The organism is Thalassiella azotivora (assembly GCF_054781695.1).
In genome coordinates this window covers 109797-132146 of record NZ_BAAGTX010000005.1, presented here as the reverse complement: position 1 = coordinate 132146, position 22350 = coordinate 109797, and the positions used below count along the sequence as shown (strand labels likewise).

Annotated in this window: 16 protein-coding genes and 3 pseudogenes; 7 read left to right on the top strand and 12 right to left on the bottom strand. The window is 71.6% G+C overall.

Going from position 1 to position 22350, the window contains the following annotated elements:
• Nucleotides 1-63: 63 nt before the first annotated feature.
• The gene (locus ACYVQV_RS05175; RefSeq protein WP_461022190.1) at nucleotides 64-588 is read right to left on the bottom strand and encodes a DUF3093 domain-containing protein; all 525 of its coding nucleotides are present in this window, start codon (nucleotides 586-588) and stop codon (nucleotides 64-66) included.
• A gap of 70 nt (nucleotides 589-658) precedes the next feature.
• Between ACYVQV_RS05175 and dut the strand changes: the two genes are divergently transcribed.
• From dut to ACYVQV_RS05155, 4 genes are all read left to right on the top strand, one after another.
• The gene (dut, locus tag ACYVQV_RS05170) at nucleotides 659-1186 is read left to right on the top strand and encodes a dUTP diphosphatase (protein WP_461022236.1); all 528 of its coding nucleotides are present in this window, start codon (nucleotides 659-661) and stop codon (nucleotides 1184-1186) included.
• Nucleotides 1183-2046, top strand: coding sequence for a DUF3710 domain-containing protein (locus ACYVQV_RS05165; RefSeq protein ID WP_461022189.1), 864 nt, complete (start codon nucleotides 1183-1185; stop codon nucleotides 2044-2046). Before dut ends, ACYVQV_RS05165 begins: the two co-directional genes overlap by 4 nt.
• Nucleotides 2047-2134: 88 nt before the next feature.
• Nucleotides 2135-2563 carry an OB-fold nucleic acid binding domain-containing protein gene (locus ACYVQV_RS05160; protein WP_461022188.1) on the top strand — a complete coding sequence of 143 codons (429 nt, stop codon included), beginning with the start codon at nucleotides 2135-2137 and terminating at the stop codon, nucleotides 2561-2563.
• On the top strand, nucleotides 2560-3726 hold the full coding sequence (locus ACYVQV_RS05155) for a DUF3159 domain-containing protein (protein WP_461022187.1): 1167 nt from the start codon (nucleotides 2560-2562) through the stop codon (nucleotides 3724-3726). The genes ACYVQV_RS05160 and ACYVQV_RS05155 overlap by 4 nt, the downstream gene beginning before the upstream one ends.
• Here ACYVQV_RS05155 and ACYVQV_RS05150 read toward each other — a convergent pair.
• On the bottom strand, nucleotides 3710-4372 hold the full coding sequence (locus tag ACYVQV_RS05150) for a potassium channel family protein (RefSeq protein WP_461022186.1): 663 nt from the start codon (nucleotides 4370-4372) through the stop codon (nucleotides 3710-3712). The genes ACYVQV_RS05155 and ACYVQV_RS05150 overlap by 17 nt on opposite strands.
• Nucleotides 4369-5037, bottom strand: a complete 669-nt coding sequence (locus ACYVQV_RS05145) for a potassium channel family protein (RefSeq protein WP_461022185.1) — start codon at nucleotides 5035-5037, stop codon at nucleotides 4369-4371. The genes ACYVQV_RS05150 and ACYVQV_RS05145 overlap by 4 nt, the downstream gene beginning before the upstream one ends.
• A gap of 140 nt (nucleotides 5038-5177) precedes the next feature.
• Between ACYVQV_RS05145 and ACYVQV_RS05140 the strand changes: the two genes are divergently transcribed.
• Entirely contained in the window at nucleotides 5178-7295 is a 2118-nt protein-coding gene (locus ACYVQV_RS05140) for an APC family permease (RefSeq protein ID WP_461022184.1), read from the top strand.
• Nucleotides 7292-8668 (top strand): class I SAM-dependent RNA methyltransferase, encoded by a 1377-nt coding sequence (locus ACYVQV_RS05135; protein WP_461022183.1) that lies wholly within the window; start codon nucleotides 7292-7294, stop codon nucleotides 8666-8668. Before ACYVQV_RS05140 ends, ACYVQV_RS05135 begins: the two co-directional genes overlap by 4 nt.
• A 204-nt stretch (nucleotides 8669-8872) precedes the next feature.
• Here ACYVQV_RS05135 and ACYVQV_RS05130 read toward each other — a convergent pair whose 3' ends face one another.
• A complete protein-coding gene (locus ACYVQV_RS05130) occupies nucleotides 8873-9238 on the bottom strand; it encodes a tyrosine-type recombinase/integrase (protein WP_461022235.1) in 366 nt (121 codons plus the stop codon).
• Nucleotides 9239-9390: 152 nt separating this feature from the next.
• Here ACYVQV_RS05130 and ACYVQV_RS05125 point away from each other — a divergent pair.
• Nucleotides 9391-10506, top strand: a pseudogene (locus ACYVQV_RS05125) (ISL3 family transposase); the annotation flags it as partial.
• Nucleotides 10507-10527: 21 nt separating this feature from the next.
• Here the strand turns inward: ACYVQV_RS05125 and ACYVQV_RS05120 are convergent.
• The 8 genes and pseudogenes from ACYVQV_RS05120 to ACYVQV_RS05085 form a co-directional block, all read right to left on the bottom strand.
• A pseudogene (locus ACYVQV_RS05120) lies at nucleotides 10528-11857 on the bottom strand (ISL3 family transposase).
• A 123-nt stretch (nucleotides 11858-11980) separates the two neighbouring features.
• Nucleotides 11981-12493 (bottom strand): annotated as a pseudogene (locus ACYVQV_RS05115) (helix-turn-helix domain-containing protein); the annotation flags it as partial.
• A 123-nt stretch (nucleotides 12494-12616) separates the two neighbouring features.
• Nucleotides 12617-13744 (bottom strand): MalT transcriptional regulator family protein, encoded by a 1128-nt coding sequence (locus ACYVQV_RS05110; RefSeq protein WP_461022182.1) that lies wholly within the window; start codon nucleotides 13742-13744, stop codon nucleotides 12617-12619.
• A gap of 2 nt (nucleotides 13745-13746) precedes the next feature.
• Nucleotides 13747-14106 (bottom strand): hypothetical protein, encoded by a 360-nt coding sequence (locus ACYVQV_RS05105; RefSeq protein WP_461022181.1) that lies wholly within the window; start codon nucleotides 14104-14106, stop codon nucleotides 13747-13749.
• Complete coding sequence (locus tag ACYVQV_RS05100) at nucleotides 14103-16559, bottom strand: AAA family ATPase (protein ID WP_461022180.1); 2457 nt, start codon at nucleotides 16557-16559, stop codon at nucleotides 14103-14105. The genes ACYVQV_RS05105 and ACYVQV_RS05100 overlap by 4 nt, the downstream gene beginning before the upstream one ends.
• A 96-nt stretch (nucleotides 16560-16655) precedes the next feature.
• A complete protein-coding gene (locus tag ACYVQV_RS05095; protein WP_461022179.1) occupies nucleotides 16656-17678 on the bottom strand; it encodes a hypothetical protein in 1023 nt (340 codons plus the stop codon).
• Nucleotides 17675-21112: an AAA family ATPase gene (locus tag ACYVQV_RS05090; RefSeq protein ID WP_461022178.1), complete on the bottom strand. Its 3438-nt coding sequence runs from the start codon at nucleotides 21110-21112 to the stop codon at nucleotides 17675-17677. The genes ACYVQV_RS05095 and ACYVQV_RS05090 overlap by 4 nt, the downstream gene beginning before the upstream one ends.
• A 36-nt stretch (nucleotides 21113-21148) precedes the next feature.
• On the bottom strand, nucleotides 21149-22318 hold the full coding sequence (locus ACYVQV_RS05085; protein ID WP_461022177.1) for an exonuclease SbcCD subunit D: 1170 nt from the start codon (nucleotides 22316-22318) through the stop codon (nucleotides 21149-21151).
• Nucleotides 22319-22350 lie beyond the last annotated feature (32 nt).

The window sequence follows — 22350 nt, the reverse complement described above, 5'->3', positions numbered from 1 at the left end:
CCGGTCCGGGGCCCGGCGTGCCGGTCGCGTCCTGAGGCGACCGGCACCGGCGCCGCCGTGCGCTCATCCGCCCGGCGGTCGCCGTGCCGCGCCCGCCCGGCGCAGGGCGGTCACGAGGTCGTCGGGTCGCCGCGTCGACACCAGCCAGTAGGGCGTGGGGTCGCCCGGGTCGTGCAGCGGCACGCGCACGACGGGGTCGACCCACCCGCGGATGAGCAGGTGGGCCCGCGGGTCGAGACCGGGCCCGCGCTCGTGCCGGGCGTCCTGCCCGCGGGCTGCGGCGGGCTCCCCCAACCAGGCGAACTCGATGCGCGCGCGCCCCGCCCGCAGCGCTCCGTCCGCGACCTCCACCGTCGGTGTCGAGCGGACCAGGGCCAGCAGCACGAGCGCGGCGGCCACCGCGGCGGCCGTGACGGCCGCCGGGACGCCGACCGGCAGCACGACCACCCCCGCCGCGGCGGCGGTCGCCGGGACGAGCAGCCACACCGCGGGGGAGGGCCACAGGCGCTCGAGGAAGAGGGCCCCACCCTCCGGTGCCGAGGGGGCAGGTCCCCCGGGGGCGGGGGCCGGACCGTCGTCGTGCTCCACGGGCCCAGCCTCGCACGGTCGCGCGGGGGCACTACAGTCGCCCACCGTGGTCCAGACCCCCGCGCAGGACGTGGCCGGCAGCCCGTCGGACGACGCGCACACCGTCGACGTGAGGGTGCTGCGCCTCGACCCCGAGCTGCCGGTGCCGTCGTACGCCCACGCCGGGGACGCCGGCGCCGACCTGCACGCGAGGCACGACCTCGTGCTCGGGCCGGGTGAGCGCGGCACCGTCGCCACGGGGATCGCGCTGGCGCTGCCCCAGGGGTACGCCGCCTTCGTGCACCCGCGGTCGGGACTGGCCGCCCGGCACGGCGTCACCGTCCTCAACGGCCCCGGGACCGTCGACGCGGGTTACCGTGGGGAGGTCGTGGTGGCCCTGGTCAACACCGACCTGCACCGGGCCGTGACGCTGCACCGCGGCGACAGGGTCGCGCAGCTGGTCGTCCAACGCGTCAGCACCGCACGCTTCGTCGAGACGGACGCCCTGCCGGGCTCCGGACGCGGCGCCGGCGGCTACGGCTCCACCGGGGGACTGGCCCACGACGAGAGCGCGTCGCACCGGCGCACCGAGCAGGACGACGTCGAGGAGGACTCGTGAGCTGGTTCCGTCGCGGGAGCCGCAACCAGGCGGCCGCCAACGTCGACCCGGAGGTCGGCACGGGCGTCGAGGACGCCGCGGACGAGGTGGAGGAGACCGACGAGCAGCGCGCCGCACGCGAGGAGGCCGAGGAGCTCGAGCGGGCCGAGCGCGCCCTGCACGCCCGGCGTGCGGCCCTGGCCGACGCCGACGCCTCCCGCCGCGAGCTGGGTCCGCTGGACGCGGCGGAGGTCGACGACGAGGTGACCCGGGTCGACCTCGGTGCGCTGCGGCTGCCGCCCCGCCAGGGCATGGAGCTGCGGCTCGAGCTCGAGGAGAAGACGCAGCGCGTCGTCGGGGTGACGGTCGCGCTCGCCGGGTCGAGCGTGCAGATGCAGGCGTTCGCCGCACCCCGCCGTGACGGGGTGTGGGACGACATCCGCGGGGAGATCGCCGCCCAGGTGGCCCGGCAGGGCGGCACCGCCGACGAGGTGCCAGGCACCTTCGGGCGAGAGGTCCTGGCGCGGCTGCCCGCGCGGACCCCGGACGGGCGCACCGGTCACCAGGTGGCGCGGTTCACCGGCGTGGACGGCCCGCGGTGGTTCCTGCGCGCCGTCTTCCACGGCAAGGCGGCCGTGGACGAGGAGGCGGCCCGTGAGCTCGAGGAGGTCGTCCGCGGGACGGTCGTCGTGCGCGGGGACGAGGCGATGGCACCTCGCGACCTGCTGCCGCTGAGGCTGCCGACGCAGCCCGGCACGGTGCAGCCGACGGCCGGCGCGGCGGCGGAGCAGGCCGAGGGCGGGGGGCAGGCCGGCGGGGAGCCGGGGACCGGGCCCCTCGACCCGTTCCGTCGCGGTCCCGAGATCACCGAGACGCGCTGACGCCGGGCCGTCGCGGCACCCACCGCCGGCCGGGGCCGGGCGACCGGGTAGCCCGTCGACGTCGACGCCGCTGACCTACGCTGGAGGCATGGACGTGCCCGCTCACCCGCTCGTCGAGCCCGGTCGCAGTGACCAGCCCGCCCGACGCAGCCGCTGGCGGGACGCCGTGCGCCGGCTCACCACGGCGCAGGACGACCTGCACGCCGCCGAGGAGCAGGAGGCGTCCACCCGGTGGGGTGGGACGCCCTGCTGCGACCTCACCGGCCGGCGCCAGGCGACGCTCGTCGGCACGCTGCGCTCGGTCACCCTGCGGCCCCGGGGCGGTGTCCCGGCGCTGGAGGCGGAGCTGTTCGACGGCTCGGGCACCGTGACGGTGATCTGGCTCGGGCGGCGCGAGATCGCCGGGGTGCAGGCCGGCCGGCGCGTGCGCGTCAGCGGGATGGTGGCCGTGCACGAGCGCCGCGCCGTGATGTACAACCCGAGGTACGAGCTGCTCCCGCTCGGTGTGACGGCGTGAGCGACCACGCGGCGGCCGGGCGCCACGACGGCCGGCGCCGTGGTCGGGGGGACGACCGGGGGAACCTGGGCCGCCGGGCCAGGGCGGGGATCGCCGCCGCCACCGCGGAGGAGTTCTCCGTCCGCGACGCCGTGGGCGGGCCCCGCGGCGTCGTCGAGGCGGTGCTCCCCGGTCTGCTCTTCGTGCTGTGGTTCACGGCCACCCAGGACCTGCGGGCCTCCCTGGTCGCGGCGGTCGCCGCCTCCGTGGTGGCCGTGGTCGTGCGGGTCGCGACCGGCGGGACCGTCATGTCCGCGCTGTCCGGGCTCGTGGGCGTCGGCGTGTGCGCGTTCGTCGCGGCCCGCACCGGCGAGGCGAGGGACTTCTACCTGCCCGGGCTGCTCATCAACGTCGGCTACGCCGTCGTCTACACGGCGACGACGCTGCCGACGCCGGCCTTCACCGTCCGTCTCCGGCGGCACCGGTGGCGTGTACCGAGGGGCCCGTGGCCCGTCTTCGGGCTGCTGCTCGGTCCGCTGCTCGGTGAGGGGCTGGCGTGGAAGCACGACCAGCGACGGTTGCGGGCCTACGTCGTCGTCACGTGGCTGTGGGTCGGCATGTTCGTCACCCGGCTCGTCGTGCAGCTGCCGCTGTTCCTCGCCGACGCCGTCGGTCCGCTGGGCGCGGCGCGTCTGGCGATGGGCGTGCCGTTCTTCGCGCTCACCGCCTTCCTGTCGTGGCGGGTGCTGCGAGCGGTGCCGCTCGCCGTCGCCGCGCCCGCTGCCGACGACGCGGGGACGCCGAGCGAGGACGGCGCTGACCGCGCCCCGTACGCGGACCCCGACGGGTACGGGGCCGACGGGTACGCGGCGGACGGGTACGAGGCCGACGCGTACCAGCCCGAGGGGTACGCGGTCGATGGGTACGAGGCGCACGGGTACGAGGCGGACGGGTACCAGCCCGAGGGGTACGCGGCCGAGGGGTACGAGCCAGACGGGTACGAGGCGGACCCGTACCCGGCGGACGCCACCGCCGTGCACGGCGCGGTCGAGCCCTGGGAGGACGGCACCGTCGACGGCACCGCGTGGCGGGACGGGACGTCACCGGACGACCGCTGGCGGGACGAGCCGTGGCCCGACGACCGCCCGGAGGAGCCGTGGGACGAGGTCACCCGCGGCCGGTGAGCAGGCGCCGCAGCTCCTCGTCGTGCTCGCTGACCGACAGGATGAGCAGCTCGTCGCGCGCCTCGAGGGCGTCGTCGGACGTCGGGGCGATCGGCCGGTCCTCCCGGATGATCGCGACCAGGACCGTGTCCGCCGGCCAGGGGACCTCGCCGACCGTCGTCCCCACCAGCGGGGAGTCGGGGGCCAGGGTCAGCTCGAGCATGTTCGCGTGACCCTGCTGGAAGGTGAAGATCCGCACCAGGTCGCCGACGGTGACGGCCTCCTCCACCAGAGCGGTCATCAGCCGCGGGGTGGAGACCGCCACGTCGACTCCCCACGCCTCGTCGAACATCCACTCGTTCTTGGGGTTGTTGACACGGGCCACGGTGCGGGGCACCCCGAACTCGGTCTTCGCCAGCAGCGACGTGACCAGGTTGGCCTTGTCGTCGCCGGTGGCGGCGACGACCACGTCGGTGTGCTCCAGCCCGGCCTCGGCCAGCCGCGCGACCTCGCAGGAGTCGGCCAGCAGCCACTCCGCCTGCGGCACCGACTGCATCTTCATGGCCGCGGGCGCCTTGTCCACCAGCAGCACCTCGTGGCCGTTGACGAGCAGCTCGCGGGCGATGGACCGCCCCACGGACCCCGCCCCGGCGATGACGACCCTCACTCGCGACCCACCTCCGGTGCCGACGCCAGCACCCGCTCGACGACGGGCTCGTCCTCGGTCCGCATCATGACGTGGACGAGGTCCCCCTCCTGCACGACGGTGTCGGCGGCCGGGATCGTGCCGTCGCCGAAACGGGTCAGGTAAGCCACCCGCGCCCCGCTCGCCCGCTCCAGCTCGGCGACGGACCGGCCCAGCCACCCGGGGTGCAGCCCCAGCTCGGCCAGCCTCAGCCGACCGCTGCTGTCGGTGTACTCCGGGGCGGCGCCGTGCGGCAGCAGGCGGCGCAGCATCTGGTCCGAGGTCCACCGCACGGTGGCGACCGTCGGGATGCCGAGGCGCTGGTAGACCTCCGCGCGCCCGGGGTCGTAGATCCGCGCGACCACGTTCTGCACGCCGAAGGTCTCCCGGGCGACGCGCGCGGCGAGGATGTTGGAGTTGTCACCGCTGGAGACGGCCGCGAAGGCGTAGGCGTCCTCGACGCCGGCCTCGCGCAGCGTGTCCCGGTCGAAGCCGATCCCCTCGACGGTCGAGCCCTCGAACGTGGTGCCGAGCCGCCTGAAGGCGTCGGGGTTCTGGTCGATCACGGCGACCGTGTGGCCGTGCTCCTGCAGGCTGTGGGCCAGCGTCGACCCCACCCGCCCGCAACCCATGATCACGAAGTGCACGTGCGCCCGTCCTCCCGTCGGCACGGCGGCCGTCGACCCGGGGCCGCAGGGTGCCGTGTGGCGGCGCCGACCCCCGTCCGCAGACGCCGGAACGCTACACGTCCCCGGGACGTGCCGCCTCGTGCCTAGCATGGTCGCTCGTGCTGACCTTCACGGGCGCCCTCAAGCGCGTCCTCGTGGGGCGACCGTTCCGCAGCGAGCGGTTGCAGCAGACGCTGCTGCCCAAGCGGGTCGCCCTCCCCGTCTTCGCCTCCGACGCCCTGTCGTCGGTGGCGTACGCGCCGAACGAGATCTTCCTGACCCTGGCGCTGGCCGGGCTGACGGCGTACGCGCTGACCTGGCAGGTCGGCCTGGCGGTGGCCGTGGTGATGCTCGTCGTCGTCGCCTCGTACCGGCAGAACGTGCGCGCCTACCCCTCGGGCGGCGGGGACTACGAGGTGGCCACCACGAACCTCGGGCCGCGCTGGGGTCGCACGGTCGCGAGCGCCCTGCTCGTGGACTACGTGCTGACGGTCGCGGTGTCGGTGTCCTCGGCGTCGCAGTACGCGGCGTCGGCGGTGCCGTCGCTGCGCGGCCACGAGACCACCGTCGCGGTGGTCACGGTGCTGCTGCTGATGACGGCGAACCTGCGGGGGGTGCGCGAGTCCGGGACGCTGTTCGCGGTCCCCACCTACCTGTTCATGGTCTCGGTGCTGGGGATGTCGCTGGTCGGGGTCGTGCGGTGGCTGCTCGGCGACCTGCCGCAGGCCGACAGCGCCCGGTTCAGCACCGTCGTCCAGCCCGAGTACTCCGACGGCCTGGCCACGCTCGCGGGCGCGCTGCTGCTGATGCGGGCGTTCTCGGCCGGGTGCGCGGCCCTGACCGGGGTGGAGGCGGTGAGCAACGGCGTGCCGGCGTTCAAGGCCCCCAAGAGCCGCAACGCGGCGGCCACGCTGGCCATGCTGGGCGTGCTGTCGGTGACGATGCTGATGGCCGTCATCGTGCTCGCCCGGCGGATGGGCGTGGTCTACGTCGACGAGACCCGGCCGTGGGACGAGCTGCTGCTCGACGGCCAGCAGGGCCGGCCGGGCCCCGGCGGGTCCGTGGTGTTCCCCGACGGCACGGAGTACCACCAGCTGCCCATCATCGGCCAGCTCGCCGAGGGGGTCTTCGGCGGCGTCCCGCTGGCGTTCCTCGTGGTCACCGCGGCGACCGGCGCGATCCTCGTCCTCGCGGCGAACACCGCCTTCAACGGCTTCCCGGTGCTGGGGTCGGTCCTGGCGCGCGACGGGTACCTGCCCAAGCAGCTGCACACCCGCGGCGACCGGCTGGCGTTCAGCAACGGCATCCTCATGCTCGCCGGCGGGGCCGTGCTGCTCATCGTCGTCTTCGACGCCCAGGTGACGCGGCTGATCCAGCTGTACATCGTCGGCGTGTTCGTCGCGTTCACCGTCAGCCAGGCGGGGATGGTGCGGCACTGGACGCGGCTGCTGCGCACGGCCACCGACCCGCGGCTGCGGCACCGGATGCTGCGCTCGCGGGTCATCAACGCGGTGGGCCTGGGCCTGACCGCGACGGTGCTGGTCGTCGTCCTGGTCACGAAGTTCACCCACGGGGCGTGGATCACGCTGGTGGCGATGGGCCTGCTGTACGCGCTGATGACGGGGATCAGCACGCACTACCGCCGGGTCGCGGCCGAGCTCGAGGTCGAGCGGACGTCGCCGCGCGTGCGGGTGCTGCCCTCGCGGGTGCACGCCCTGGTGCTCGTGTCCAAGGTGCACCTGCCCACGCTGCGCGCGGTGGCCTACGCGCGGGCGAGCCGCCCGTCGGTCCTCGAGGCCGTCACGGTCTCGGTGGACCCCGAGGAGACCGTGGCGCTCCAGCGCGCCTGGTCGCAGGCGCAGCTGCCCGTGCCGCTCAAGGCGCTGGACTCCCCGTACCGGGAGATCACCCGGCCGGTCGTGGACTACGTCCGCAGCATCCGGCGGGAGAGCCCGCGCGACCTGGTGGTCGTGTACGTCCCCGAGTACGTCGTCGGTCACTGGTGGGAGCAGCTGCTGCACAACCAGAGCGCCCTGCGGCTGAAGTCCCGCCTGCACTTCACCCCGGGGGTCGTGGTCGCCAGCGTGCCCTGGCAGCTGCGCTCCTCCGAGGGGATGGAGGAGCGCTGGCACGCGGACGAGGGGATGGTCCGCCACGCCGCGCCCGACCACGACGAGCCGGACGACCGGTCCGGCGGGACGACGGGCGACCCCGGCAGCAGGAGGACGGGCGCGTGAGGAACGAGCGGGACGAGCGCGGGAGGCGGTCGCGGCCGCGACCCGGCCGAGGGACGGGACCGCGGCGCGCGCAGCGGCCCGTCGGGCGTCACGTCGGCCGCGAGGTCGAGCTGGACGTCGGCCCGGTGGCCCACGGCGGGCACTGCGTGGCCCGGCACGAGGGACGGGTGGTGTTCGTCCGGCACGCGCTGCCGGGGGAGCGGGTCGTCGCCCGCCTGACGGAGGCCGGGGACGACGACCGCTTCTGGCGCGCGGACGCCGTCGACGTGCTCACCGCGTCGCCGGACCGGGTGCCCTCGGCGTGGCCGCAGGCGGGCCCGGGTGGTGTCGGGGGCGGCGAGCTCGCGCACGTCGCCCTGCCGGCCCAGCGGCGGTGGAAGGCGGACGTCGTCCGCGAGCAGCTGCGCCGACTCGCGGGGCTCGACCTCGACGTGCTGGTCGAGGCGGCCCCCGGTGACGACGCCCGCGGCGGGTTGGCGTGGCGGACCCGGATCGAGCTCGTCGCGGACGCCGAAGGGCGGGCGGGCATGCACCGGCACCGCTCGCACGAGGTGCTGCCGCTGACGTCGATGCCGTTGGCGACCGAGCGGGTCGCCGGTCTCGACCTGTTCTCGCGGCGGTGGCCGGCCCGGTCGCGGATCGAGGTGGTCGCCCCGGCCGGCGGGGACCGGCCGGTGGTGCTGGTCGACGGCGTCCCGTGGGTGCAGGGCCGGCCGGACGGCCGTCCGAACGCCCGGACGTCGGTGCGCGAGCACGTGGAGGTCCGTGGCGCCGGGTACGGCTACCGGGTGTCGGCCGCGGGGTTCTGGCAGGTGCACCGGGCCGCGCCGCAGGTGCTGGCGGAGGCGGTGCTCGACGCCCTCGCGGGTCACGACCTGGCTGGCGCCGCGGTCCTGGACCTGTACGCCGGGGCCGGGTTGCTCACCCAGCCGCTGGCCGACCTGGTGGGGCCCGCCGGTCGGGTGGTCGCCGTCGAGGGCGACGCCACGGCGGTGCGGGACGCCCGTCGCTCGCTGCACGACCGTCCGCACGTCGAGCTGGTCGAGGGGGACGTGCGGCGCGTGCTCGGGTCGCCGTCCGGGGGAGGGGGCGGTGACCCGCACGCCGGCCCGCTCGGCGGGGCGTTCGACGCGGTCGTGCTCGACCCGCCGCGGGTCGGGGCGGGCCGCCGGGTGGTCGCCGCCGTCGCGGGTCGCCGTCCGCGGGCGGTGGTGTACGTCGCCTGCGACCCGGCGGCGCTGGCGCGGGACGTGGCCTACCTGGCCGAGGAGGGGTACGTGCTGAGCGGTCTGCGGGCGTTCGACCTCTTCCCGATGACGCATCATGTCGAATGCGTCGCGCTACTGACGAAAAGCGGCTCTGACCTGCGGTGATGCGTTCGGGGCCCTTGGCGCGGACCTCTGAAATCCGGTCTTAAGGCTCACTTTGGGCTCACTTTGATGTCACGGCACAACTTCTGAGCTGTGTGGTGCCGTCCGCGACGGACCGCAGCGAAGGGCTGAGGAGCGCTGGAGGGCCCGTAGACGTTCTCGAAGCGTTTCCACGGGCTCTGGGCCCCGGATGCGTCTCTCCGGCCCTCAGCGGTCGAGAGACGGTCCGTCGGTCGGCCCGTCCCCCGGCGCGAGGCGCTCCGTGGCTGCCCGGTAATCGGGAACGACCAATTTGCGGTTGATGTAGTGCCGCTCGGTGACGGTCTTGGACGTGTGCCCGAGGTGGTGCATGGCAGCTTCGGCGTCGTAGACCTCGTCGATCTCGGTCGCGACGGTCCTCCTGAACGAGTGGGGCGAGACATCCTGGAGCGCCGCGATGTCGGCGTAGTCGGCAAGGTGGCGGATGTGCCACAGCCGGCCCTGCACGTTTGTCGGGTAGTGCCAGGTGCCGTTACGGGTGATGAACACCGCGTCGAGGTCGTTGGGCGGTTGGGCGACCTTCCGCCGACGCAGTAGCGCGGAGTGAATCGCCCCGGGTTTCGTGGCTCTTCCCAGTTGAGGGTGTAGTGGGCGGTGTCGGAGGGGTCGGCGCGTCGGTGCCTGGGTAGAGGTCGAGGTCTCCCGAGGATGGGAGTTCCTACGCTGCCCATCCGGAAGACCTCGACGTGCTTGACGCTACCTTCGCGACCCCTGATGTGACGACGTTCTGCGGCCTGGACGAGCTCGGTCTCGTCGTGGTCGGTCAGCGGCTGGAGCGGGACCGGGCGGTGCTGGCCTGTCGGGTCGCCGACCACGCGGTCGACGACGCGGATCGCTGGTGCCGGCGCTGCGGCTGCGAGGGCAGAGCCCGGGACACCGTCACCAGGCAGTTGGCGCACAAGCCGCTGGGGTGGCGTCCGACGACGCTGCTGGTCACGATCCGCCGCTACAAGTGCACCGGCTGCAGTCACGTGTGGCGCCAGGACACCAGCCGCGCCGCCGAACCGCGGGCGAAGCTGACCCGCACGGCGGTGCGGTGCGCACTGGTTGGGCTGGTCTGCCAGCACCTGACCGTCGCCCGCCTCGCCGAGGCCCTCGCGGTGTCCTGGGACACCGCGAACACCGCGGTGCTCGCCGAGGGCAGTCGGGTGCTGCTCGATGACCCGGCCCGCTTCGACGGGGTGCAGGTCATCGGGGTCGATGAGCACGTGTGGCGGCACACCCGCCGCGGCGACAAGTTCGTCACCGTCGTCATCGACCTCACCCCGGTGCGCGACAAGACAGGCCCCTCACGGCTGCTGGCGATGGTCGAGGGCCGCTCCAAGCAGGCGTTCAAGACCTGGCTCGCTGGTCGCCCGCAAGCCTGGCGAGACGGGTTGGCGGTCGTGGCGATGGACGGGTTCACCGGCTTCAAGACCGCCACCACCGAGGAGCTGCCCGACGCGGTCGCGGTCATGGACCCCTTCCACGTCGCCCGCCTCGCCGGCGATGCGTTGGACCGGTGCCGCCGCCGGGTCCAGCAGGACCTGCACGGGCACCGCGGTCGCGCCGGTGACCCGTTCTACCGAGCCCGCCGCACCCTGCACACCGGCGCGGACCTGCTCACCGACCGCCAGGCACAGCGGCTCACCGCGCTGTTCGGGGTCGAGGACCACGTGCAGGTCGAGGCCACCTGGGGCGTCTACCAGCGCATGATCGCCGCCTACCGCGACCCCGACCGCGCGCAGCGCCATCGCGCGATGAGCAGCCTCATCTGCGCGCTCAGCGCCGGCGTCCCGGCAGCCCTGACCGAGCTCATCACGGCTCTTCGCCGTTGAGTGTGGTCACGGAGTCAGGCCACCTGCGATGAGGAGCATGCGCAGTCGGTAGTTGCTGAGGTTGCGGAAGCCGCGGGCGATGCGGCGGTGGAGCTCGATGAGCCCGTTCACGGCTTCGGTGCCGCCGTTGCTCGCGCCACCTGTGTCGAAGTAGCTGAGGAACGGCTCGCGCCACTGCTTCAGCGTGCGACCAAGGCGCGCGACTTCGGGGATCGGGCAGGTCGGCAGGCTGGTGAGGACCTGTTCGGCGAGTCGGCGGCCGGCGGCGTGAGTGTCCTGGTGGAAGCAAGCTCGGACCTGCTGGGCGCAGCGGTAGGCGACTTCGACCTCGACGTGCTCGGGGCGGGCGGTGAACGCCGCGCGCAGCCGGGCCCGCTGTCGGTCGGTCAGGTGCTCGGCGCCGGCGCGCAGGATGTTTCGGATCCGGTAGAGCGGGTCGTCGCGGCGGCCGCGGTGGCCGGTGGTCTCCTGCTGAACCCGGCGGCGGACGTCGTCGACGACCGCGCCGGCGAGCTTGACGACGTGGAACGCGTCGAGCACGGCGACTGCGTCCTGCAGCTGGTCGTCGATCGCGTTCTTGTAGCCGTGGAACGGGTCGAGGGTGGCGATCTTCACGCCCGCACGGAAGTCCTCGCCTCGCTCGATCAGCCAGCCCCGGTAGGCCTGCCCGGAGCGGCCGGGCACCAGGTCCAGCAGCCTGGCGTGCACGCGTCCGTGCTGGTCACGGGTCAGGTCCACCATCCCGGTGAGCTCCTTCGGGCCGCGCCCGCCGTCGGCGACCGGCTTGGTTGAGACGTGGTGCCACACGTGCTCGTCCACGCCGAGCATGTGCACGCCGGCGAACCGGGCCGGGTCGGCGTCGGCAGCGGCCAGCACCGGTCGGATCGACTCCCACACCGTCCGCTAGCCGGTGCCGAGCTGGCGACGGATGCCGTTGACCGAGGCGTGCTCGCGGCGCAGCTGCTCGATCGCCCACCGGCAGGCCCGGGCGGTGAGCTTGGCCCGCGGCCGCGACCCGCTCGTCCTGCTCGACGAACGTCGTTACCGGGCACGCGGGCTCGGAGCAGATCCGGCGCCGCTTGCGCCAGCAGATCCGTACCGGCCGGCCCATCGCAGGCGCGTCGATCAAGTGCACTTCGAGCCGGCCGTGGCCACGCGCCACGACGCCGCACGCCGAGCAGCCCATCACGGCCGGCGCGGACTCCACCGTGACCGTCAGGGCGCCACCATCGTCGCGCTCGACACCCACCACGCGCAGCCCAGGAAGGCCGACCAGCAGATCGCAACGGTCGCAGTAGCCGCCGACAGGGCGGCAGCACGACGTAGGCTCACCCATCGTCGAGGGCCTCGGGGTCAGAAGAGGTAGAAGTCCTCTGATCCTCGGGGACCTCGACCCGTCTCAGCCCTCAGCCCCCACCCCCCGCGCGTCGCACCCCGACCACACTCAACGGCGAAGAGCCGGTTTGTCCGGGGTCGCCGCCCGGTTGCGGGTGCCCTGAGCCCGTCCGACGTACCGCCACCCGCCGCCGTCGGGGATGTTGCCGAACTTGGTCACGTCGACGTGGATCATCGATCCGGGGTGGGGGTGCTCGTAGCGGCGCACCGGCTCCCCGGTCGCCCGGTCCACGTGCGTCAGCCGGTTCAGCCGGCACCGGACCAGGACCTGGTGCGCGGTCGAGGGCGCGACCCCGGTCATCGCGGCGAGCTGGACCGGGCCCAGGCGCTTGCGCAGCCGCAGCGACACGATCCGCTTGGTCGTCGCCGGGCACGTCTTGGTCGGGCTGGTCCGCGGCCGTGACGTCCGGTCGGCCATGCTCTCCCCGGCCCGGTACCGCTCGGCCCACCGCTTCACCGTCGGCCACGCGCACTGGAACCGGGCCGCGACTTCGGCGATCGGGACCTGCTGGTCCACGACCAGGCGAGCGACGGTCAGCCGGGCACGAGGGGTCAGAGCAGCGTTAGCGTGGGACACGAGGGCCTCCTGGCGGGTGAGCGGTTCTTCGACAGCTCCACTCCACCCCGGGAGGCCCTCCCACGCTCACATCCTCAGATCAGCGTGTCGCACTCCCTCGACCAACGTGCCCGGTCAGTACAACTAGAAGAACTCCTGGGCGAGGTCGACGCGGATCGGGTCATCACTGGTGAGTTCGACGTCGCGCCTATGCGTTGCGACTATCCGCTCCACGATTGAGTTCGAGATGCCCAAGCGGCGTGAAACCTCCGCGCGCGTCATCCCGCTCGCCTGTAGGCGCCGCGCTGCTGTGGCGTAACGCTCCTCGCGGGGCAGACCGAAACGTTCCTGCTCAAGGCGAGCTACCTCCTTGGCAAGACGCTCGGCTTTGCTGCTGGACTCTCTTTCGAGATGCGGCGCGAGCACGTGAAGCTTTGCCGCATTTCTCGAGGCGAAGCCGAGCCGGTCGCGCTCCGCCGGTGAGAGTGCAAGAAGGATGGCCTCCGCGCGCTTGGCGAGCTCGCGTTCAGCTTTGGTGCGCGCACCGGACTCATAGGCATAGGTAGAGAGCGCGCGCTCAAGGCGCTCGAGAAGCCGGGGGTCTTCATCCTCGACATGCGCCTCAATGAACGCGCGGTTCTCCGGCCCCCAAGCCAACGGGTCGTACGACGGATCCTTGACCAGCGTCTGAACGAGCTGGGTAGCTCGGTGGTCGAGTTGCTTTCCGACTGTCTCGTCGAAGACTCGCCTGGCGACCCGTTCGACTGCGTCAGCGTCCTCCGCGTCGAGTTCGGTGACGTACTCCGCGACAACATGGCCACTGCGGTAGCCGTTGAAGCGGTCGTCGGCGACCAATGCATCAACTGCCTCGCGGACTCGGCCAGAGACCTTCTTGCCGCTCTGCCAGTCGTAGTAGGGATCGTCGTAGTCGTGCGAGCCGCCCATCCGGATTGCGATACTCCCGGAGCGTTGGTCCTCGTCCCCATCGAGGAGCAGGTCTTCGTCATCCGCTGCATCGCCGCCAGTAAGGCGGACCCTTTCGGCCGGCGTAGCGAACAGGTGGACAACACCGTTGGCCGCGAAGGCCGCCGCAGAGCCGTCCGGATCGAGGTACAAGATCGGGGCGCCAACCGCTCGAGCAATCGCCAAGAAGTCCGCGAGACTCTGCGACTCCGGGTTCAACGTCGTGGCTCCGCCCCAAGGGATCCCTTCCCAAACGAAGACGTTGGTCTGGGTCGCGAACTCTCGAACCTCGGCCTCTATGGTCTCCATGCTCAGGACGCCTTCTCGTGATTGTTCTCTGACATGTTCGCCAGTTCCGCCACCAGACCGATCAGGTGTTGGACCTCCGGGTACGTCGGTGCGAGTTCGTACGCGTGCTGATGGCAGGCCTCGCTGAGGCGACTCCAGGCGTACTCCGCTCGGTGCGCCAAGGCGCGATCGTCGACGTAGATGCCCTCCAAGCAGGAGAGCTTCGCGCGTTCAGATGCTCGATCGGCCGCGACGCCCTTGATCTTCAGGAGCTCTGTGATGACGCCCTCAAGTGCTGTTCGGGCGAGCCAGCACGCTCGACGCAGGGAGTAAGGATCCTGCGCTTCAATCTGCTGGCGGGCCTTCTCGACCAGGGTGTTCATTTGACGCCCGCTCTGATGTCTTCGACAAGCTTCTTCGTCTTGTAGTGAGCATCCTCGGGGTCTGTCGCCAACCCCCGATGGAAGCCGTTGCTGGCGATACCGAGGGCCCCGGGGCGGTAGGGCCCAGAGATCCAGCGTTGGGCAAGGTGCTCTGGAGGCTCTTGCCCGAAGATCGCGAGGAGAACCCGCTTGCGCGTGTTGTGAGTGCCTGACCAGGTCGATTCCAGATCGTGAATGCTTGCTCCGGTGGCGAGGCGGGTCGCGAAGTAGCGATCCTTCGCTGCGGACTCGATGGCGAAGCGGTAGAGGCCGGGCAACGTCTTGCGGAGATCATCCTCGGTCAGTCGCTCGTGCTGCCATTCCTTGATAAGGCCATGTGCGTCCTTGAGGTAGCGCACCGTTGGGTCTTGGGATGCGGTCATGCTGACGGCCGAATTCGCGCCTCGGTTGACTTCCAAGATTGTGGCGTCGTGGGGTGAGCGACGCAGTGCGGCCGGAAGTCGATCGTCGTGAGAGAAGACGATGACCTGTCTGGTCTGCGCAAGTTCACCAAGGAGGTCTACGAGTCCGTCAACCTTCGCCGGGTCCATGGCCTGTACGGGGTCGTCGAGCACGACAAACCGGAACGGCGACTGCGCCAGCGTCGCTCGGGGTAGGAACAGCGAGAGCGTCAGAGCGTGCAGCTCGCCTTGGCTGAAAACGGCGAACGAATCCACTGCCTCGCCGTCGATCGCTCCGCTGATGCGGACACGTCGGCGAGTGTTGGTTCCTGTCAGCTCAAGAGCTCCGAGTTCAACGTTGCTCTCCTGCTTGAGCTTCTGCCACGCATGCCTCGCCTGGGCCTGAATCGGCTCGAGGCGCTCATTCTTTAGGCGAAGGTCGTTGTCCTTCAGCCACCTCTCGGCATCGAGGAGCTGCCTGACGCTCGGCTCGACCTTCTTCCACGCCTCCCAGTCGTCACACCAGCCGGCGATAGCGCTAGCCAAAGGCTGCCACTCATCGTCCAAGGCTGAGACCTCGGATGCCGCCGCCTCCCTGAGGCAACTGACAGCGGCGGCAAGGGCGGGAAGTTGCGTCTCGACATGGGCCGCCAGCACGTCAGCGCCGCCCGCGTCCTTCTTGACGTCGATGCTGGCCCATGCAATCCAGGCTTGTCGTGCTTCATCGACGACGACCTGCAAGGACGGCATCGGCGCTTTCGTCAGTAGCGCCGGCGGCGGCTGCAGCACCTTGCGAACGGCCTCGATCGCCAGGTCGAAGGTCTGATGGGCTGCTTCGACCTCGGCGAACTGCTTCTTCTCGTGCATGACGAGGGTCTTGCTCGTCTCCGCCCAGGCCGCGTCGAGGTTGCCTGCACGGCACACCGGACACGTCTGATCACCATGGCTGGCGTGCAGTAGGAGGCCTTGCTCAAGCAGCTTCAACCGGTCCCGATTCCGCTGGGACACCTGCGCTCCAGCGTCAGCGAGTTCATTCTTCGCAGTTCGAAGGCGCGTGACGGCGGCCGCGACGGCGGTTTCGTCGGGGGTCGAGAGCGTGGACAGTGCCCGCAGTGCGGGGAGTGGTCCGCGGTCGACCTGCTCCCCGCCAGTCGCGAGAGCTCGAAGTTTGGCAGTGTCGGGGTCTGTCTTTCTTAGCAAGCTCGCCGCCTCAACGGCGCGTTCGTCCGTGGAGGCCGCTGCTTGTCCCTGTAGGTCCTTGCGCCGGGCTGTCGCGGCGGCGCCTGGTCCCTTGCGGACGTCGGATCGGGCCTTAAGTCGCTTGACCGCGTCGCCGAGCTGTTCGACCCCGAGAATGCTCGCGAGTGCGTCGTAGAGCTCGGATTGCTTGCCTTCAAGCATTCCGCCCAGTTCGTCGTAGGACAGGATCGGCCTGAACTGCTCCAGCGCCCGCTTCCAGCCCAAGTGCTCGATGCTGTCAATTTGAGGCTGACCCGCTACTTGCGCCCTCACTGTGCGTGACTCGACGGATCTCTCGTCGTCGGCCCACGTGGATGTCACGGTGATCGGGCCAACACCCTCTTCGACGAGCCCCACAGAGACGGCCGCAGAGGGGTGATGGAGGTTGCGCCACTGCTCGCGCCACTCTGCGCTCTTGTTCGCCCAGCGATAGGTGCCGCCAGTGAGGACGAGTTCAAGGGCCTCGGAGAAGCTGGATTTTCCGGAGCCGTTCCGCCCAGCGACGATGGTGAGCCCGGGCTTCGGAGCGATCGGAAGCTCGCACGCGGCGCCGATTCCTCGGAAGCCTTCAACCTTGATCGAGGTCAGGACAACCCCGTTCGCCTCGACCTTGTCCGAGGCCTCGGAGGGCTCAGGGCGAGCAATCGCGATGCCGTCGTCCAGGTAGGCATCGAGCTGGTCATCCCCTTCGAGTGCGGCTAGAACGAGCAGTGCGACTTCGTCGGGCAGGTCGGAGTTCTGGAGCTGGGCGTCCACCCATTCGGTCAGGCTCATTGGCACCAAGCGAAGGTACCGTCGGCCTCCGACGGATCTCCCAGGAATCGAGAGATCGACGGGTGACACTTGCGGATGCCGCGCGTTTGGATCGGCTTATGAGGTTGCGGCCGCAAGCTGCAGAGCCCGGTACACCATCTTCTGGTCGCCGAGACGGCGCCGCAGCTGACGCTCGAGGCCTGCGATCGGGACCAGGTTCTGCGGGGCCCGCTGGTCTTTGTACTCCACGGACGCGTACCGAGGCAGGAGAAGCTGGGAAAGGCTCGCGAGCTCGACGGCCTCTTTCGCCGTGAGACTGGCCGCACACTCCACGCGTACGACCCCCACCCATGGGGAACCCGGCCGGCACGGGAGCCGCAGGTACCAGGCGTACCGGTCCCAGCTGGTGCCCATCAGGAACACCGGGGTCCGCTCCCCAGGCCCGAGCCGGCCCACGACCGCGTTCAGCTCCGGTGGCAAGTAGATCGCCCGGTGGGTCTTGATGAAGCCCAGTGCCCGCGGAAGGTGATCACGAGAGCGCAGCGGACCGTCAATGACGAGCAGGTCGGTGTCCGGTTCCGCGCAGTGCCTGCTGACCGCCGCCCTCGCGTTCGCCGCGGTGACCAGCTCCAGAGCGAGGAGCTCGCGCTGCAACGCCGCCGACAGCGTGACCGCCGGCGACTCCGCCTCATCAGCCGGGACATGGTGGGCGCGGAACTCGCCGGCCCTGGTGGCCACATCGGTGGTGTGCGCGTCGGTGGTGAACAGGCCACGCCGCTGCTCGGAGACCAGCATGTGCGCGCCACCATCCGGGCAGCAGCACACCGCACCGGAGGCGTAGGAGGCGGCGACACCCATCGACGCCTCGGTGCCATCGGCGTCCGGGATCCACACACGAGCCTCGATGCGCCGCACCCCGTCGACAAACACAACAGCGCCAGGCTCCTTGGACTCCGGACCGGCGGCCACCGGCGCCCACCGCTCCGGAGGGGTCTCCACGGTCGCGTCGATGCGGGCGGTCGACTCCGCGACGGCGGTCGCCTCGCCGGTGTCCTCCATCGCGGACCCGTACGCGGGGTCCCAGCCGTCGATGTGGAACCTCATCCGACCTCCCGAGCCGCTCGTCGTGGCGGTGGTCATCCGGCATCCCTCTCCACGCGCGAGGTGCGGTTGTCGTGGCTCACCAGGAACCGAACCGGGGTCCGCTCGGCGAGAGCCGCGACGTGGGTGACGACGCCGACCATCCGCTCACCCTGAGCGAGGTTCTCCAGCGTCGCGGCGACCGTCTCCAACGCGTCAGGGTCGAGAGTGCCGAAGCCCTCGTCGAGGAAGATCGAATCCAGCCGGGCGTTCCCGCCGACCGCCAGCGCCGCCAACTGCTTCGACAACGCCAGGGCCAGCGCGAGGGACGCTTGGAACGTCTCACCGCCCGACAACGTCCTCACCGAGCGGAGCGAGTCGGCGTCGAAGTGGTCGATGACGAAGAACTCGCCCTTCTCGTGCGTTAGGGTGAACTGGTCGTCAGACAGCTCAAACAGGCTGGTCGAGGCGCCCTCGACAAGCGTGTCGAGGGCGGCGGTCGCAAGCCACTGCTGGAACTTGTCCGAGCGCAACAGCGTGCGCAGCTCTCCGGCGACGATCGCCCGCTCCCGAGCTTCCTCGCTCTTGGACAGCACCTCGTCCTTGCGGGCCAGGGCGTCAGAAAGCCGTTCGGCGGCCGCGGCAGCCTGGGTGTGGGCGACGGCGACCAGACGCTCCGCCGTCCGCGGGTCTTCCTGGACGCCGGCGATCGACAGATTGTGCTCGGCCAGTTGCCCGGTGAGCGCGTCCACGAGCTTGGCCGCGTCCGAAGCAGCCTGCGCCTGGGCGTCGGTGGCCGAAGCTGCGGCGGCCTCCTGCTCGGCGGCGCGGGACTCGGCCCAGGTGACGAGCTCGTCGAAGCATCCGGCCAGGTCCTCTCCCAGCCGCGTCGCGTTGAACGTCGGAGGGCTCCATGCCGCCACCGTGTCGCGGATCGCGCCGAGAGCGTCCCGGTCGGCGGTGACCGCTGCTTGCGCAGCCTGCAACGCCTCCTCCGCGCTCTTCGCGACCTGCTGGGCCTGCTCTGCGGCAGCGGCCGCGTCGGCACGTGCCCGGGAGAGCGTCTCGGCCTCGGCGAGGAGCGCAGGCAGGTCGGCCCGTGCGGGCACCGACGCGAGACGTCCGGTCAGTTCCGTGTCGCGGCTGGTGAGCTGCTCGAGCGTCGCTGCTGCCGCGGCGGCCGCTGCCGCGGCCTGGGAAGCCGCTGACGCCGCTTCGGTCGCTGCGGTCTCGGCGCCGAACAGATTCTCGGCCGCCTCCTGTGCCCGCGCCTGGGCCTGCTCGGCTGCGGTCGTTGCGGCCGGCAGCTGCTCGTCCCGGATCTGCTCGGCGGTCCCAGCGGCCCACGCGGTCAGGGACGCCCACCCGGCGACGGTCCCTTCGAGGGTGGAGGTGTCCACGGCCGGAGCGCCGTCGGACTCGACGCCGGTGTGGGCCCGGACCAGTGCGGCGCGGTGGCCGTCGATCTGCCGCTGCGCCTGCTCGGCGGCGACGCGGGTCGCGGCGACCTGCTTCTCGGCAGCGGCGAGAGCAGCGGCAGCTTCGTCGCGGCTCGTGAACGCCTCACGGCACCGGGCCTCGGCAGCGGTCAGGGTCGAGGCGACCGCTGCCACCAGCGCCTCGACCGCTGAACCGGTGACCTCCTCACCGATCGGCGCCGCCGGCAGCTCCTCCAGACCGGCGTCTGCGGCGAGGGAGGAGACCGCGGCGGTGAGACGGTCAGCGGCAGACCGGATCTCCCGGGCCTTCGCCTCCCGCTGCACCGTAAACGTCTCCGCGGTCCGGACCGCGGCCCGGTGCTGCTCCTCGGCCTGCTGTTGGGCGGCCTGCACCGTGCGCCACGCCGCGGTGAGCGTCTCCACGGTCGGACCATCGGTCGCCACCTCGGGGAGCGTGGTGACGGTCTGGGTGCACACGGGGCACTCGTGGCCGACCTGCAGCGAGGGACGCAGCGCGGCGGCTGCGTCGCGGGTGCGGGCTTCCTCGAGAGCGGCCCACGCGGCGTCGAGCTGCACAGAGGCCTCGGCCAGTCGCGCCGCGGCGGCCTCGGCGGCGGCCGTCAGCTTGGCGCCGTTCGCGGCGTCCTCGTCCCAGCCGGCGACACTCGCGGCGAGGGCGGTGCGTTCGGAGTCCAGGGACTGCAACGTGCGCGGGTCGGGCAGGCCCTGACATGCGGCCGCGGTCTTCGCTGCTGCGTCCTTGGCGTCCGCGAGGGCGGAGTCGGCTGCAGCGAGCTCTTCCGCGGTGTCCCGGGCGCCTGCGGCGAGGGCGGCGAGGTCGGTCGGCGCGGTGATGGTCGCCAGGCGCTGGACCTGGTCGGTGAGAGTCTTCACCTTGGCTGCCGCGGACTCGTGCTCGGCGCGAGCCTGCTGGTCCGCGGTCTGGGCGTCGCGGAGAACCTGCCGGGCGACGTCGGACGCCTCAGTGGCGCGGGACGCTGCGGCACTGGTCTCCTCCGCGGCCCGGGTCGCCTTCTCCAGCGAGGAGCGGACCTGGTCCGCTTCGGAGTAGAGCGCCTCGGCAGCGTCCAGGGAAATCTTCTGCGGCCCGGACTCGGCGGCTTTCGTCGCAGCGGTGAGCGCAGCGGCGGCAGCGGCAGCCTTGCTCGCGGCGTCGCTGTGCGCGGACTTCGCGGCCGAGAGGTTCGCGTGCCGGTCGACCAGCCCGTCGGGAGCCTTCACCTTCCGCAGGGCGGCGACGGCTGCGTTCGCCTCCGCTGCGGCCTTGGCGTGCGTCTCCTCAGCGGTGCGGGCGGCGAGGACCGGAGCGACCACGTCGGAGATCTGCGCGTTGAGCTCGGCGAGGACGTCGCGGCGGGCGGTCGCCGCCTGCAGCGCCTCCGGTCTGGCCTCGGCGAGGCCGCGCAGCTGGTCGGCGTACATCTCGACCTCCTTCTCCGCCTCCTTCGCCCGGGCGCCGGCGACCTTGCCGATCTGCTCGTAGTGGCCGGATCCGAGCAGCTTGAGCAAAATCGTCTGCCGCTCCCGCGGGGTCGCCTTGAGGAAGCGGGCGAACTCGCCCTGGGGGAGGACGACGCACTGGCAGAAGTCGTCGAACTCCATGCCGAGCAGGTCGCACATCGCCGGCGTGAGGTCTCGTACCTCGGAGACCAGCACCTCGGTCTCGACGGGGTCGTCTCCGGGGGCCGGGCAGGCGGTCGGGTCGAGGAACCGCTCCAGGCGTGCGGCCTTCTGCTGGATCTGCTGCCCGACGCGGCGGACCTCGCGCGCGACCTGGTACCGCTGCCCGGAGACGTCGAAGATGAGGGAGACGGTGCACCGGTTCGTCGTCGGAGCGAGCGCGTAGGCGATGGAGTTGGCGCGCTCCCAACGGTGAGCGGTCCCGTAGAGCGCGAAGGTGATCGCGTCGATTATGGTCGACTTCCCCGCACCGGTCGGTCCGACGAGGGCGAAGTAGTCGACGTCGTTGAAGTCGACCGCTGCGGGCTCGCGGAACGAGGCGAACCCGTGGATGTCGAGGCGAACTGGACGCATCCTGGCTGCTCCTGTGGTTGTTCTCGGGCGGGCGCGTCAGCGGCCGGTGGTGAGCTCGTCGTTGATGGTGTCGAACATGGCGCGGACCCTCTCGTCGTCGGAGCCGACGTGCGCGCAGTACTCCGCGAACAGCTCCGCCGGGCTCTTCGCGGCGACCTGGACGCTGGAGACCTTCCCTGACCCGGTGTTGGTGAAGTCGGAGTGGATGTGGATCTCGAGCGCATTCGGGAGAGCTTCGATGATGTCGTCGCGCAGGCCGGCGTACGTGGACTGCTTGACCCGCACACGCAGCCAGTCCTCCCCGTACTCCTCGGCGGCGGCGCGCAGCTGCTCGACGGTCCCCTCCACGGTGCGGAGCCGGCGCGCGGACTTCAGCGGCAGGTCGGTGACCTTCGCCGGAGTGCCGGGGGAGGCCTCGACGAGCAGAACGGTGGGGGTGTTCTCCTCCTCGCCGAAGTCGACGGCCAGCGGGGAGCCGGAGTAGTGGACCGGGCAGCCGGCCGGAAGCTCCTGGCGGCGGTGCAGGTGACCGAGGGCGACGTAGTGGGTGTCGATCGGGAAGATCGCTGCCGGCACGTGGTACTCGAAGATCGACTGCGCCATCCGCTCGCCGCCGCCGAACGCCCCGCCGGTGCACGTCAGGTGGGCGGTCATCAGGTTCACCCCGTCGGGGTCGTAGCCGCCGTGGAGGTGGTCGACGATGTTGCGGACCCACTGGTCGTAGGACCCGACGTTGCGGGCCGGGACGTTGTCGCCCGGTGCGATCAGCTGGGCGGCGCGGACGGCGTACCGCTGGGAGAGGAACGGGATGACGGCGAGGTTGACCGGCTCGCCGGTGGAGCGGGCCGTGAAGGAGTAGACCCCGCCCTTGTCCTTCGCGCGGGCCTGCCCGTACAAATTGATGCCGGCGACGCCCATAAGGGGACGGAACGCCTCGAAAGTCGACCCGGAGTCGTGGTTGCCGGCGATCGCGATGACCTCGATGTCGTCCTTGGCCAGCGCGAGCAGCGTCGCGATGACCAGCCGCTGCGCTTCAGCGGTCGGAACGGAGGCGTCGTAGATGTCGCCCGAGATGACGACGGCGTCGACGTCGTTGGCTCGGGCTTGGCCAACGATCTCGGCGAGGACCGCCTTGTGCTCGTCCAGACGCGGACGTCCCTTGAGCGTCTTGCCGACGTGCCAGTCGGAGGTGTGGAGGAACTTCATCGTCGACTCCTGGGTCGGTCGGAAGGTCGGGC